The 14986-nt window shown below is 66.8% G+C and carries 10 protein-coding genes; 6 read left to right on the forward strand and 4 right to left on the reverse strand.

Annotation, left to right across the window (positions count from 1 at the left end):
* The first annotated feature begins 15 nt into the window (after positions 1-15).
* From ACLQ2V_RS03675 to ACLQ2V_RS03690, 4 genes are all read left to right on the forward strand, one after another.
* The gene (locus ACLQ2V_RS03675; protein ID WP_425716875.1) at positions 16-1617 is read left to right on the forward strand and encodes an acyl-CoA carboxylase subunit beta; all 1602 of its coding nucleotides are present in this window, start codon (positions 16-18) and stop codon (positions 1615-1617) included.
* 13 nt (positions 1618-1630) lie between these two features.
* A complete protein-coding gene (locus ACLQ2V_RS03680) occupies positions 1631-3673 on the forward strand; it encodes a biotin carboxylase N-terminal domain-containing protein (RefSeq protein ID WP_425716876.1) in 2043 nt (680 codons plus the stop codon).
* The gene (locus ACLQ2V_RS03685; RefSeq protein WP_425716877.1) at positions 3670-4833 is read left to right on the forward strand and encodes an acyl-CoA dehydrogenase family protein; all 1164 of its coding nucleotides are present in this window, start codon (positions 3670-3672) and stop codon (positions 4831-4833) included. The genes ACLQ2V_RS03680 and ACLQ2V_RS03685 overlap by 4 nt, the downstream gene beginning before the upstream one ends.
* 118 nt (positions 4834-4951) lie before the next feature.
* Positions 4952-5233, forward strand: coding sequence for a PIN-like domain-containing protein (locus ACLQ2V_RS03690; RefSeq protein ID WP_425716878.1), 282 nt, complete (start codon positions 4952-4954; stop codon positions 5231-5233).
* A 38-nt stretch (positions 5234-5271) separates the two neighbouring features.
* Here the strand turns inward: ACLQ2V_RS03690 and ACLQ2V_RS03695 are convergent, their stop codons facing one another.
* Genes ACLQ2V_RS03695 through ACLQ2V_RS03710 form a run of 4 tightly spaced genes read right to left on the reverse strand, consistent with a single transcriptional unit; the run spans position 5272 to position 12672 of the window.
* On the reverse strand, positions 5272-8163 hold the full coding sequence (locus ACLQ2V_RS03695; protein WP_425716879.1) for a Z1 domain-containing protein: 2892 nt from the start codon (positions 8161-8163) through the stop codon (positions 5272-5274).
* The gene (locus ACLQ2V_RS03700; protein ID WP_425716880.1) at positions 8160-9146 is read right to left on the reverse strand and encodes a PD-(D/E)XK motif protein; all 987 of its coding nucleotides are present in this window, start codon (positions 9144-9146) and stop codon (positions 8160-8162) included. Before ACLQ2V_RS03700 ends, ACLQ2V_RS03695 begins: the two co-directional genes overlap by 4 nt.
* Complete coding sequence (locus ACLQ2V_RS03705) at positions 9143-10657, reverse strand: ATP-binding protein (protein WP_425716881.1); 1515 nt, start codon at positions 10655-10657, stop codon at positions 9143-9145. The genes ACLQ2V_RS03700 and ACLQ2V_RS03705 overlap by 4 nt, the downstream gene beginning before the upstream one ends.
* A gap of 29 nt (positions 10658-10686) precedes the next feature.
* Entirely contained in the window at positions 10687-12672 is a 1986-nt protein-coding gene (locus ACLQ2V_RS03710; RefSeq protein WP_425716882.1) for an AIPR family protein, read from the reverse strand.
* 512 nt (positions 12673-13184) lie between these two features.
* Between ACLQ2V_RS03710 and ACLQ2V_RS03715 the strand changes: the two genes are divergently transcribed.
* The gene (locus ACLQ2V_RS03715) at positions 13185-13601 is read left to right on the forward strand and encodes a very short patch repair endonuclease (protein ID WP_425716883.1); all 417 of its coding nucleotides are present in this window, start codon (positions 13185-13187) and stop codon (positions 13599-13601) included.
* 44 nt (positions 13602-13645) lie between these two features.
* Positions 13646-14959: an ATP-binding protein gene (locus tag ACLQ2V_RS03720; protein WP_425716884.1), complete on the forward strand. Its 1314-nt coding sequence runs from the start codon at positions 13646-13648 to the stop codon at positions 14957-14959.
* Positions 14960-14986 lie beyond the last annotated feature (27 nt).

Consider the following 14986-nt stretch of genomic DNA (forward strand, 5'->3'; position numbering starts at 1 on the left):
GAAGGGCAGGGGCCGATGACCACGTTGCGCAGCTCGCTCGACCCGTCCGCGCCGGCCAGCCGGGACAACCGGGAGGCGCTGCTGGAACGCCTCGCCGAGCTGGACGCGGCCCTGGACTCGGCCCGCGCGGGCGGCGGCGAGAAGTACGTGACCCGGCACCACCGGCGGGGCAAGCTGCTGCCCCGGGAGCGCATCGAGCTGCTGCTCGACCCCGACGCGCCGTTCCTGGAGCTGTCGTCGGTCGCCGCGTACGGGACGGACTTCCCGGTCGGGGCCAGCGTGGTGACGGGGATCGGGGTGGTCGAGGGGGTGGAGTGCCTGATCGTCGCCAACGACCCGACGGTACGCGGCGGCGCGGTGAACCCGTGGTCGCTGGCGAAGACCCGGCGGGCCGGGGAGATCGCCCTCGCCAACCGGCTGCCGATGATCAACCTCGTGGAGAGCGCCGGGGCGGACCTGCCCACCCAGGCGGAGATCTTCATTCCGGGCGGCCGGGTGTTCCGCGACCTGACCCGGCTCTCGGCCGAGCGCATCCCCACGGTCAGCGTGGTCTTCGGCAACGCCACGGCCGGCGGCGCGTACGTGCCGGGGATGTCCGACCACGTGATCATGATCCGGGACCGGTCGCAGGTGTACCTGGCCGGGCCGCCGCTGGTGAAGATGGCCACCGGCGAGGTCACCGACGACGAGTCCCTCGGCGGCGCGACCATGCACGCCACCACGTCAGGGCTGGCGGACCATCTCGCCGAGGACGAGCGGGACGGCATCCGGCTGGCCCGGCAGTGCGTGCGCCGGCTCAACTGGCGCAAGCACGGCCCGCCGCCGCGCACCGGGGTTCCCCAACCGCCGAGGTACGACCCGGAGGAGCTGCTCGGCGTGGTCAGCGCCGACCTGAAGGTGCCCTTCGACCCGCGCGAGGTGCTGGCCCGGGTGCTCGACGGCAGCGAGTTCGACGAGTTCAAGCCGGCGTACGGCTCGGCGCTGGTCACCGGGTGGGGCGAGCTGCACGGGTACCCGGTCGGGGTGCTGGCCAACGCCCGGGGCGTGCTGTTCAGCGCGGAGGCGCAGAAGGCGGCCCAGTTCATCCAGCTCGCCAACGCCGCCGACACCCCGCTGATCTTCCTGCAGAACACCACCGGCTACATGGTCGGCACCGCCTACGAGCAGGGCGGCATCATCAAGCACGGCGCTTTGATGATCAACGCGGTTTCGAACTCGCGGGTGCCGCACCTGACGGTGAACCTGGGGGCGTCGTACGGGGCGGGGAACTACGGCATGTGCGGGCGGGCGTACGAGCCGAGGTTCCTCTTCACCTGGCCGAACGCCAAGTCGGCGGTGATGGGGCCGGCGCAGTTGGCCGGGGTGCTGTCGATCGTGGCCCGGCAGGGCGCCGCCGCCCGTGGGCAGTCCTACGACGAGGACTCCGACGCCGCCATGCGGATGATGGTCGAGCAGCAGATCGAGTCGCAGTCCGGGGCGCTGTTCCTGTCGGGCCGGCTCTACGACGACGGGGTGATCGACCCCCGCGACACCCGTACCGTCCTCGGGCTCTGCCTGTCGGCGATCCACAACGGACCGGTCAGGGGCGCCGAAAACTTCGGCGTCTTCCGGATGTAGGGGGCTCCCACTCGTGATCACCCGACTGCTCGTGGCCAACCGGGGCGAGATCGCCCGGCGGGTCCTCGCCACCTGCCGGGCGCTGGGCGTCGAGACCGTCGCCGTGCACTCCGACGCCGACGCCGACGCGCCGTTCGTCGCCGAGGCCGACCGGGCCGTACGCCTGCCGGGGAACGCGCCCGGCGAGACGTACCTGCGGGTCGGGGCGATCCTGGACGCGGCGCGCAGGGCGGGCGCGGACGCCGTGCACCCGGGGTACGGCTTTCTTGCGGAGAACGCCGAGTTCGCGGCGGCGGTGACCGACGCGGGCCTGACCTGGGTGGGCCCGCCCGCGAAGGCGATCGCCGCGATGGGCGACAAGGTGGCGGCGAAGGCGCTGCTGGCCGACGCGGGCGTGCCGATGCTGCCCACCTGGACCGACGCCGACGAGATCACCGACTTTCCGGTGCTGGTGAAGGCGTCCGCCGGGGGCGGCGGCCGGGGCATGCGGATCGTGCGGGACGCCGCCGACCTGGCCGAGGCGGTGGCGAGCGCCGGGCGGGAGGCGGCCGGGGCGTTCGGCGACGGCACGGTCTTCGTGGAGCGGTACGTCGAGCGGGGCCGCCACGTCGAGGTGCAGGTCTTCGGCGACGCGCACGGGACGATCGTGGCGCTCGGCGACCGGGACTGCTCGATCCAGCGCCGACACCAGAAACTGGTCGAGGAGGCCCCCGCGCCCCTTCCCGACGGGGTGCGCGAGCGGCTGCACGAAGCGGCGGTCGCCGCCGCCCGCGCGGTCGGGTACGTCGGCGCGGGCACGGTCGAGTTCCTGCTGGCGCCCGACGGGGCGTTCTTCTTCCTGGAGATGAACACCCGCCTCCAGGTGGAGCACCCGGTCACCGAGGCGGTCACGGGGCTGGACCTGGTCCGCCTGCAACTGCTCGTCGCCGAGGGCCACCCGCTGCCGCTGACGGCCACCCCGCCGGTCACCGGCCACGCCATCGAGGTGCGGCTCTGCGCCGAGGACCCGGCGCAGGGCCACCGCCCGGCAACGGGCACCCTGCACCGCTTCGCGATCCCCGGGGTGGCCGGCGAGTTCGCGCCGACGCGGGGGCTGCGCCTCGACTCGGGGGTGGTAGACGGTTCGGTGGTCGGCGTGCACTACGACTCGATGCTGGCGAAGCTGGTGGCCTGGGGCGAGACCCGCGCGGAGGCGGCCCGGCTGCTGGCCGGCGCGCTGGCCCGCGCCGAGCTGCACGGGGTGACCACGAACCGGGACCTGCTGGTCCGGGTGCTGCGCAGCCCCGCCTTCGCCGCCGCCGACGTGGACACGGGCTTCCTCGACCGGCACCACGAGGTCCTGGCTCCGCTGTTACCGCCCGACGGGGTGCCGCTGGCCGCCCTCGCCGCCGCGCTCGCCCAGGCGGCGGCCCGCCGCGCGTCGGCCCCGGTGCTCGCCGGCCTCCCCTCGGGTTGGCGCAACGTGCCATCGTCGCCGCAGCTCACCCGGTACGCCGGCCCGCACGGTGAGATCGAGGTCCGGTACCGGCTGGACCGGTCCGGCGCGCTCGCCGAATCCTCGGTGAGCGCTCAGGTGGCGGTGGACGGCGCGCCAGCCGAGTCCTCGCTCCCGCCCGACGTGACCCTGGTCGCCGCGGCGCCGGACGCGGTGACGCTGGACGTGGCGGGGGTGCGGCACGCGTACCGCGTACACCGGGTGGGATCTTCGGTCTTCGTGGACGGCCCGGACGGGGCGGCGAGCCTGGCGGAGCTGCCGCGCTTCCCCCTGCCCGGCGCGGAGCCGGCCGCCGGGTCGCTGCTCGCGCCGCTGCCCGGCACGGTTGCCCGGGTGCACGTGGCGGTCGGTCAGCGGGTCGCCGCCGGTGACCTGCTGCTGACCCTGGAGGCGATGAAGCTGGAACATCCCGTGCTCGCCCCGGCCGACGGGGTGGTGGCGGAGCTGCCGGTCCCGGCCGGCGGCCAGGTCGACACGGGCGCCGTGCTGGCCGTGGTCGACGCCGGCACCGACACCGGGGCCGCGCCGGCCGTGGTCAACACCGAGGAGGACCCCCGATGAACTTCGACCTGACCGACGAGCAGGACCAGCTCCGCGACGCCGTCCGCGCGTTGGGCCGCCGGTACGGGCACGGCTACTTCGTGGCCAAGGCCAAGGCCGGCGAGCACACCACCGAGCTGTGGGGCGAGGCCGGCCGGCTCGGCTACCTGGGGGTCAACATCCCCACCGAGTACGGCGGCGGGGGCGGCGGCATCACCGAGCTGGCCATCGTCTGCGAGGAGCTGGCCGCCGCCGGCTGCCCGCTGCTGCTGCTCGTGGTCTCCCCCGCCATCGTCGCCACCGTCATCGCCAAGCACGGCACGATCGAGCAGCGGGAACGCTTCCTGCCCGGGATGGCCGACGGCACGCTGAAGGTGGTCTTCGCGATCACCGAGCCGGAGGCCGGCTCCAACTTCCACCGCCTCGGCACGGTGGCCCGCCGCGACGGCGACGACTGGCTGCTGACGGGCCGCAAGTGCTACATCTCGGGCGTCGACGAGGCAGATTATGTGCTGGTGGTGGCCCGCACGGAGGACGCCGCCACCGGCAAGCTCAAGCCCGCGCTCTTCGTGGTCCCGACCGACGCGGCCGGGCTGACCGCCTCCAAGCTGGACATGGAGATCGTCTCCCCGGAGAACCAGTTCCTGCTCTACCTCGACGACGTGCGGCTGCCCGCAGACGCCCTGGTCGGCGAGTCGCTGGACGCCGGCCTGCCCGCGCTCTTCGCCGGGCTCAACCCCGAGCGGATCACCGTGGCCGCGATGGGCGCCGGCACCGGCCGGTACGCCATCGAGAAGGCCAGCGACTACACCGCCAGCCGGAAGGTGTGGGGCGGCCGGAGCATCGGCACGCACCAGGGGGTGTCGCATCCGCTTGCGCACGCGGCGGTGCAGGTGGAGCTGGCCCGACTGATGATCCACAAGGCGGCGGCGTTGTACGACGCGGGGCGGGATTTGGAGGCGGGGGTCGCCGGGAACATGGCGAAGTACGCGTCCGGGGAGGCGGCCGCCCTTGCTGTCGATACCGCCGTGCAGGCGTTGGGTGGGGCGGGGATGACCACGGAGTACGGGGTGGCGACGTTGCTGGGGGCGGCCAGGGCGGGGCGGATCGCGCCGGTGAGTCGGGAGATGATCCTGAATTTTGTGGCGCAGCATGTGCTGGGGCAGGACAAGTCGTACTGAATCGCACTTCAGCTTGCTTGAGACTGCGGCGCACGCGGGCGGCCGTAATCAGGGCGAACCGTTCTGGCCTACGTTGCCGGCCGATCAGGTGGTTAGGCGGATCTGCCGTGGAGGTTCCGTGACCGGCTTGTTTGATGGGTTCGAGGGCTACCAAGTCCTAGCGGGCGCTGACGTTGATCGCGCTCTTACCTCAGCGCTGGTCGCGGTCGATGCCAATGTGCTGCTCAACCTCTACCGGTACAACTTGCAGACCACCAACGATCTCCTCGCGGTCTTCGAACGGCTGGGCGACCAGCCGCGTCAACCTGACCGCGGAGACGCGACACTCATCCGCCGGCAACCCTTTCCATCCCGAGGATTGCCGGCCGCGCTGAAAAGCATGCAAAGGACTACGTGGTGAGGGTCGCGTACAGATTGCGGCAGATCCGCATACGGACGTCATGCCGACGGCGCATCGATAACGATGTCGTTCGGTCTACCGCTGTCCATAGTCGTCCAGATCAACCGCTTACTTCCTCCACCAGTGCTCAGCGGAGTGACGGCACGGAACCCGATCGTGACCTGCTCCGGATCGACCCGATCTCCGCGCGTTCCCGTCAGCGTGTTCGGCCTGACAGAGGGATAAAGGGTCAGCACCGCCGTGCAAGGTGCCGCCAGCGCGTCGGCGGCCGGATCGGGGTCCGCGTCTAGGCCCGCAATGCGTGCTGCCGCGTTACGGTGGCGGCTTTCACTGATGGCGCTGAGAGCTCCCGTAGCGCTCCGCTTCCTGTCGAAGATGCTGAACGGCCCATGTTCAAGGATCATGCGACCGGCGGCGGGATCCACCTGTTGGGGAAGCAGCACAATCCACTGCCTAAGCTGATTCGGGGCAAGCGAGTTCAGCCAGGCACGTTCCGGGACCAATATGTCATCACGGAGCCACCGAAGGTGATTCAGTACCGCCATTATCTCGCTATGCAGCAGCACCGCATGATACGCCGAAAAAATTGCCTTCGATCTGGTTGCCCTCAATTCGACCGTGCCGGTCGCCGCAGCAGCGGCTAAGACCGGCTCCCAGAGCCTGAGGTTCTGCAGGGCTCGCCTACCTTTATCCGGGTGCGCGACAGGCTCCATGGGTTCGCCGGGCGCGCTGCGTGAGATCAGTCGGGCGTTCCACATCTTGTTCCGGCCGGTCGGTCGCAGGTCAGGACGGTGCTGTTCGACCAGCGGAGGAACACGGCTCGGCGTCAGCCGCGATTCCGGAGCAACCTCGGTTGAGTACTTACGGAGGTCATCACGCAGAGACTGTTCGTCCTGACAGGCCGCACCGAACATCGCGTGCAGGTCCTGGGTCGTATATAGGCGAACCAGATCGCGGTAGCCGGACCGGAAACCGAACCACCGGCCCATCTGCATCAGGGTGTCGACCTGTCGTGCTGCGCGGCGATAGTAGGTCACAGTGAGCCCTTCCACGGTGAAACCACGCGCGAGCTTGTTGCCACCGACAAGAATCCGCCACACGCGACGTTTGTCGAAGTCAAGATCCTCCTGATGCTTTTCAAGGTCAGGGTCACTGTTGACAATAATGACCGGGCTACCCTGACGGTCGGCCGGCTGAATTAGCCCGATCGCTCCGGCGATGTCCTCGTGCAGCTCTTCGAAGTTGCCCGGCATAACTGCCTCGGGTGATTGCGCGGTGGTGACGGGAAGGATGTCGGTCTCATACAGCTTCCTGAGCCGCAGAAGACCTGCAGAGCTGTGGTAGCCGGCGGTTACCCAGAGCTTCTCGATGTCCCGCGCGGTCTCGCGGTGGGACTCACGGTCCATTGCTTCGTGCACGAGCATGGTGTGGTGCCGGTAGCTCCCGGCACCGGTCCGCTGGCGGTAGAACTTAAGCGCGCCGGTCAGTACGTACATGTCCAAGGCATCTCGTAGCTCGTGATGCGTGGGCTCGTCGCTGAGGTAGCGCACGTGGGCGCGTTCCTTTGATGTCTTCAACGGTCGCTGCGCGACTGGACTGTCGTCGTCGAAGTCGTGAAAATCGTCGGCGCCCATATAGCCGAGCGGCCGGGGCAACGAGACGATGAAGTCCTTCGGAAAAATGTCCTCGACATCGGACGGGTCGATAAATACGTTGGCGTACGGGGTCGCGGTGTAACCAACGTACTGAGCGCGGGGTAGCATCGTCAGGAGCTGGGCGATGAGCCGGTTGATCGCGGTGCGTTTCTTGCTATCCTCCTTCCACTTGGCAGGGCTGGTGGTGTTGATGGATGCCTGGTCGGACTCGTCGTCGATGATGAGCACGGGAATCTCGCCAAGCCGTGCACTTACCTTTTTCAGGTCAGTAACGAGGTTGGTGAGGACGGAGGCATTCTTCTTTGCCACGACTAGGCGGGCATCGCTGGTGTAGAGGTTAGCGGGATGGAAGAACTCCTTGGTGGCATCATGCCGTTTAAAACGAAGCGCTGAGATGCCCTGCTTTAGGCGCTGATAGTCGCCAGCGTAGTTACTGAGCCGTTCGATGTCGGGATGGCCGGACTCGGACGGCCTGCCACCGTGATTGATAAACTTGTGGCGTTTCCAGTCCTCGTCGGATCGGTACTCGTGTGCGGTGGGATCGTGATCCGGCTCGATGTTCTCGCGCCCGCACAGTTCCATGTCAAGTCGCCGCTGGGTCTGCGCCCTAAGCATGTTGGTAGTGCCGGTCAGAACGATGACCATCCGGTAACCCGCGTCGATGGCCTTAGCGATCACACCAGTGAAGTTGGCGGTCTTTCCGCTCTGAACGTATCCAACAACGAGGCCCTTCGCCTGATAAGCGACTTTGCGAGTGGGGTCGGATATACGCCGAACGACCTCCTCCGTGGCCTCGCCGATACCGGCGACGGCGACTGGGTCCCAGCCGTTCGTTAGCAGGTTGGCGCTGTAGTGAGCCCAGTAAAAGTCACGTTCGCTTCGCCGCTGCAGGGTGCGCCATTCCTCGAAGTGGTCGGCGATGACGATGGGCGCATCGATTGCGGCCCAGGGGATAATCTCGAAGAGCAGATTCTCGGTAGCCCTGTCGAGGCCGAGCGCGTGGCAGACTACCGCCCGCCGTTCAGCGGTGTGAGGCGCGGTGTTGGCGGCCCAGGGTACATCGGTAGTGTGGTCCCAAGATGACAACTGGTAGGCGAGGCGTTGCCGCAATGCATCGTCTGGACCAGCGCTCTGCAGATGTGCGAGAAGTGCGCTTCCGTCGACCAGTGAGGTGTCCCTGGCGAAGAGCGCCGCGAACTGGTGCAACGGTCCGGGTCCGGCGGTCTTCATGCCATCAAGGGCGGAGCTATAGCCGGTGGTGACAGTGTCGCTCATCGCAGCTCCTGTTTTCCAGCACCGAGGGCGGCTCGCAGCAGGTCCGGCGGGTTGTTCTCGGGCCAGCCGGTGAGGTCGATGCGGTAGCGGACGTCGGTGACCCGGGCGAGGTCAGTCTGCGGTTGCAGCAGGGCGGGGGTGATGCGGGGGAAATCGGCATCGACGATGAAGGCCGCCGGTGGTGTCCTGAGCCGCCAGCGAGTGCTGCAGGAGGTGGTGTGGCGGTCAGCCCAACCTGCGGCGTGAAGCAGGTCGTCGAACCGGATCTGATCGGCCCCGGCACTCAGCAGGGCCCGGCTCCGACCGATCAGTTCTGGCAGGGTGGCACCATCATGACCCGCGACGGTGATCTGAAAAGAGACCAACCATAATGGCCGCTTTCCGGTCGGCACAAGTTGGGTTAGTGAGTCGATGGTATGCCGGCGGTGTTCGTAGGTAGTGGCCTTGACCTCTACGTCGAATCCGGGAAAGCCAAAGTCATGTTCCTCAGACAGAGCCCCACGCCACGCCTGGAGTGCCACTGCTGGTCCTGCAGTTAAGACCACGCCGGTGAACAGGCACAGCTCGCCGAGCATGCCGGTCTCGGCGGAACGCCGCAGAGTGGCTTCGGGCTGCAAGAGATGGCCCAGTTGGCGAAGGGTGTCGCGGACCGCCGACGTCATCGGCTGATGACCCAGTTGAACCCGGTCCGCGACGGCCCGCAGCAGGGGGTAGGCGTCGAGGAAAACACGAGGATCCGTGATGATCAACTCGATCATCCGTCGCCCACCGTGGTGGATGGTACGGACATTGACGTGTTCCAGGCCAGTGGGTGCCGGCTGTTCCCCCGAGCGGGCCGGACCGCGCAGCCCGACCCGGTGACCCGGAACGGTGAACAGCACCAGCCGAGGCTCACCGGGCACCGGGTGGTCCATCGGTGCCGTATGACTCAGATGCCCAGCGAAGGTCTCGCTACTGAGATGGCGCAGGTTCGACGTGCTCACCGGCGCTCCTCGTGGGCGGCACGTTCGGCGCGGGCGGCGGCAGTCAGCAGGCTCTGCCACAGCTCGATGTTGTCCTTGTCCCTAGGGCCAAGGTGAGCCCCCTGGAACGTGTTCTCGGCGAGCAGGTAGAGCAATGTTTTGAGCACCGGCAGGTCGTTAAGTCCTCCACGTCGGCCGTTAAGCAGCGCGGGGCGGTAGTTCCTGTTCAGCCAGAGAGTGTTCGATTCCCGGTCGACTTCGATGAACTGGGTTTCCGGGAGGGCCTTCCAAAGGAGGTTGACGGGCTCATCGTTAAGTTGTGGCAGCTCGTCGCGAATTTCTCGAGTGACCTTCGGGTGAAGGCCACGTCCTGGTGGGACGACCGGCCGCCGTCGGGCAGTGGTGCGCTGGTTCGTGGTCGTCCAAATTGCCTCGGCGGCCTGCAGGTAAGCGGTGATGTCGGTGCCATCGTCGGCGCGGGCACGGGCAACGGTTCGGGCGAACAGCGGCCCGGCTGCCACCCGGGTCTTCTCCGGGTTCATGGTGAACAGGCCGGGAGCGTCCCCGTCGATATTAATTTCGACGCGGGCGAGCTGGAGCCTGCGGTCCGCAGCATGGACGCCTTCCCATCCGCCAGCGTGCAGGAGCCGGTCGTGGCGGTAGACGTAGAGACCTTGGCGCTGCTCCGCACCGCCGGGGAGCCGGTACTCCGGCAGGCTCGAACGGCCGGGCCAAATGTGACAGCGCAGAACGACAGGGCTGCCGTCAACGTCTGCCCGTAGGTCCTTAGGCCAGCCGGGTGGACTCCCCGGGTAGGCGAAGGGATCGAGCGCGCTCACGGTGCTGGCAATGCCGACACCGGATTCGGTGTCCTCAACATCAATGCTGATGCGGATTTTCCTGCGGGTGATAATGCGGTGAAAAGTGAGGCCGAGGTGTCCCTGCAGGTGGGAGATGGTTCGGGTGAGGAACTCTTCGACCTGGGCTGAGTCATCGGTCGAAGGGAATCCGACCACTTCGTCCCAGCGCACGACGGTACCGCTGGGGGTGGTGGGCACCGGCCAGTTGCGGTTGAGTTCCACGTCGACGAAGTTGCTGGTGACGATGTCGCACCGGTAGTCGCGGCGGTTACTTTTCAGTAACCACCGGCGGCCAACGGGCGGATATCCCGCGGCGCGTGACATGACGGTGAGGCTGGCGGCCTGGCTGAAGGACGCGGCCTTGAGGCCGACACCGAATCGACCGAGGTCGGTGCCGGAGTAGTCTCGGCGCCCACCAACGGTCATCGCCGCGTCGATAGTGTCAGGCCTGATACCCGTGCCATTATCGACCACATAGAGGCCGACGAGTCTGGTGCGGTGCCGGATAAAACGAATCCGAATGCGATCGGCGTCGGCGTCGATCGAGTTGTCGACGAGATCGGCCAGAGCGGTCTCGAGGGAGTGGTTGCGGCCGAGGGCGTCGAGCGCACGCGGGTCCGGTGGAAGCTCGGTCGATCCCTCGACGGGTACATCCCGGGTCCATACAGACATGGCACGCCACCTCTCGGTTGATCCGTGAGTCAAAAACCGGCGATGGGCCGGAATCCCCGCCGACGCGCTCGGCGCATGAGCGGTACCGCAGCGAGAACGTCCCTGCCTGCGGGTGTCCACCGCTCGCGGAGCGCCTCGGCAATATTGGCGGCGGTGCGTTGATCAGCGCCGTCCAAACTTCCGGTTGAACGCCCCCATTCGACGAGGTCAAACCAATCCTGAGCGACAGTTCCCTGAATGAGCTGCAGGTCATCGGTATAGGTGTCGACGTCAACCAACTCCGCCTCAAGCGTCGTGGAGGGCTGCCAGTCCAGGTCGCGGACCGCGTTCCAGCACTCCTGCCGCTTCGTCCACTCTCCGACATGGACGCGCCCGTCTGGTGGGGATGTGATCACCTTCTGGACGAGCACTGCGACCTCGATAATCGCACCCCTCAGTGCCGACGAAAGGTCTTGGTCACGCCAAATTCTGTCGAGGTCTATGCGGCCACGGGTGGCATGAACAAGGAACGCGATCGTGTAGGCCACGATATTTATCTTATATCCACCGAAATTCTGATCGCGGACGATCCGGTCGGTGCGGCGAAACAGGATCGCTTTCGCCACGAGCCTGCGACAGTAAACTTTGTCCACCGTGGCCGGCTCGTCCTTGAGGCGCCCCTGAAAGAGAACGAAGTTTTTTTCACCCCCACGGCTGACCAGATGGGGTAGACGCTCCCACGCCTGCTCAAACCTCGCCAGATCGGCCTTGTCGAACTTCTGGTCGGGCGGGTTCAACGCGCGGAAGGCTGCCCGCCGTGCCGGCGTCGGCTCCCTGGCGATGGCGTCGGCGTACTGGCCCCGCGCCCGCTCGTAGTACCAGTGGGTGTCGGAGCGGTGTACCGGACCGGGCGGAGCGAGGAGCGTTCGCATGATCCGCTCCACTTCGATGTGGAAGCCGTTGTTGGCGCGCAGATCGGATGCAGTGACCTTGTTCTGAGTGTTCGAGTACTGGGAGATGCGGGGAACAATTTCGTCCAGCCGGTCTGGGGATACAACGGTTAATTTCATCTGCACATGCACATTGTCCACCGCGATACCGGTGCGGCGCGCGTAATGGATCGACGCGGTTGTCTGGCCGCCGTTGACAATCTGTAGGCCATAAATCCGCCGGATGACGGTCTGTCCGCTGGAACTTCGTTCTAGATCCACCTCAGCCGCTGTGGCCGCAATGCCGTTGTTGTAGGCGAGAAAGCGGCCGGGTGTGGTCCGCAGCGTATCCTGTATGCCCTTGTTAACCGCGCCTTTCGTCTGCAGGAAGGACCGCACGTTGAGCTCGAGCAGTCGACCGCCATGCTCGGCGTACAACGCGGCCAGATCTGCACCGGGCACGATGGACAGAAAGACCGAGTAGTCCCCGTCCGTCAACGGTGCAGTCAGACACGGCAAACCGTCAGGAAACTCGGCGATGATGGGTTCCGCCTGGGTCCCGGACGCCGCCCACGCGGCCAGGCGGCGCAGGTCCCACAGCTCCCGGACGACCTGGCGGCCTTCGATCTCCTTTGTCATGGCGGGTTCGCGCACGACACTGCGGGCGTTGGTGACGATGATGAAGCGGATCCGGTCGACCTGGTGGAACTTCTCCGCGACGGCCCGTTCCATACCGAGCACCTCAGATGAGGGATTCCTGCGACGTGGCGTGCCAGGCACCGCCCTCAGCAGGAAGTTCTGCAGCCGCCGGGTCACCGCGTCCAACTCGGGACGGTTGATTTTGTGTGCTTCGTCCGCCCGCGGACTGTATGCCGTCGCGAACAGATCCAGGCACCGGTCATCGGAGGAGAGCCCATAGCCGCTGATCTCCACTCCGTGGTCGCGGTGCATGACGACAGTTGCATCCTCGGTGTAGCCGTCCAGGCTGAACTGGTCCAGCATCATCCGTGCGAACGCCTCGGCCAGGTCGCAACCGTCGGCATCCGCCTGTGCCCGGACGTCCTCGATGAGGGTGTGCGCGAATGCGCTCACGTCCACGTCAGGCATGATTCGACTCGAGTAGGGCGCACACGACCGTCACTATGGATAGGACCGCCAGGGGTGAAAATTCAGACATCGTGCAGTCTTCCGAGACGAGGGGCGGTTGCCGGGCGGGGCATGGGGGTAGTCGGCAGGGGTGACAGGGCTCTCCAGCCTATTCGTCCGACGGCTGAATCCGGGAGGCTCCGTGTCCCGGTGTCACGACGACCTTCAACGTACCGGATCGCCCCTTACTACATAGGCTGGTGGTCGCCGCACCGCAACCGGCACCTGTCCGGGTCGGGCCTGGGCCGGGCCGCCGGGCAACCCGCCGGTTGCGCTGCCGCACGCCGACCCGAGCCTTTGATCCGTTCGGCTGACTTCGATGTAGACATGAATCGGAGTCCACGCCGGACGATTGGAGCATCATGGCTGGCACGGGGCCACCAATTTCATCCGGACGGCCGGAAGGCGCGTCACCCGCGACGGAGGGCGCTTTGACCTCCACCGGTCGCCGACCGCCACCTCTAAACGCACTGGTGTCAGCGCAGATGAGCCGGATGCCACGCACCTCCACGCGCCCAGAACTCCTCGTTCGCCGCGAACTGCACCGTCGGGGGATGCGGTACCGGGTCAACCACAGGCTGCTACCCGGACGGCCCGACATCGCCTTCACCAGAGCAAAGCTCGCCGTATTCATCGATGGATGCTTTTGGCACGCGTGCCCGTTGCACGGGACCGCACCCAAGAACAACTCCGCGTGGTGGGCCGCGAAACTGCAGCGCAACGTGCAGCGTGACCGCGAGAAGGACGAACAGCTCTCCGCACTCGGCTGGACGGTCGCGCACTTCTGGGAACACGAGGACCCCGTGGATGTCGCGGACCACGTCGAGGCACTCTGGCAGCGGAGACGGCAGGCACCGGAACTCGGTACAAGATCACCACGTCATGTGTGACATCCTGGTCCTGAAGCTGTCGCCGTGAACCAGGGAGGAACCCGATGCCGGCCGGATCATGGTTTCAGGTGCCGCCCTCGGCCGCGAGACTGACCGGTTCCCTGCGCGACATCGGCTACGAGTTCCCCACCGCTGTGGCCGACATCATTGACAACAGCATCGCCGCAGGAGCGACCCGAGTCGACATCAGCATCGAGTTCGACGGTGCCGACTCACGGGTCTTCATCACCGACGACGGCTCAGGCATGACACCCAGCGCGCTCATCGAGGCCCTCCGCCTCGGATCACGACGGGGCTACACCGATGGAGACCTCGGTCGGTACGGGCTCGGGCTCAAGACCGCGTCACTGTCGCAGTGCCGGTCGGTAACCGTGATCACGCGAAGCACACCGAGGGTCTTCCGTACCTCTGCCCGTAGCCTCGACCTCGACATCGTCGAGGAATGGGACGAGTGGGTCATCGTCGACCCCGGGGCCGATCCCGACGTCATCCGTGCCCGGAAGTGGCTCGCCGAGGGCACCGGCACGGTGGTGCTCTGGCGGAGCCTCGACCGGGTTCTCCCGGAGCGCCGGCCCGAAGGCGGCTGGGCGAAACGGCGTATCGAGACGCTTGCCACCCGCACTGCCGAGCACCTCGGGATGGTGTTCCACCGCTTCATCGAAGGCACAGCCGCCGGCAGACAGGTAATAATTTCCGTCAACGGGCAGAAGGTCCGTGCCTGGAACCCGTTTGCGCTGGGCGAATCGGCCCGACAGGAACTGCCGCGCCAACGCTTTGAGGTATCCCTCGGTAACGCCAGCGGCCACGTGACCCTAAACCGCTACATCCTGCCCTCACGTGACGGCTTCAGCTCCCCGGGCGAGTTCGAACGACACTCCGGGCCGCTCAACTGGAACCGCCAGCAGGGCCTCTATATCTACCGGGCCGACCGCCTCGTCCAGTGGGGCGGTTGGGGCGGCATCCGCGGCATTGATGAACATACGAAGCTCGCACGGGCCTCCGTGGACTTCGGCACCGGCCTCGATTCAGCGTTTAACATTAACGTTGCAAAGATGCGGGTTGCGATCCCCGCCCAGCTCCGCCAGATGCTCGAAGCGCCGATCAATGAGCTGTGCATATATGCCAACGACGCCTACCGCAAAACCGCCCGCACCCCGACAGCAACGCGGCGGCCGATGCCCGCTGGTCTTGGTACCCCGCCTGAGATCCGCGCCGCCACGCATACCGCCGCCATCGCCGGACTCGCTCTACGAGCCGCAGCGATGCAGGCCGGGGAATGGGCCGCCTGGCAGCGCATCGCCGCCGTACTAAGAGAACAGTCGCCCGACGTGCTGAAAACTCTCGGCCTGGAGGCCTGAGGCCGCCCGCAGGATGACCGGGCATCT

Origin of the sequence: Micromonospora sp. DT233 (genome assembly GCF_049841815.1) — a bacterium.
In the GTDB taxonomy this organism is placed as follows: domain Bacteria; phylum Actinomycetota; class Actinomycetes; order Mycobacteriales; family Micromonosporaceae; genus Micromonospora.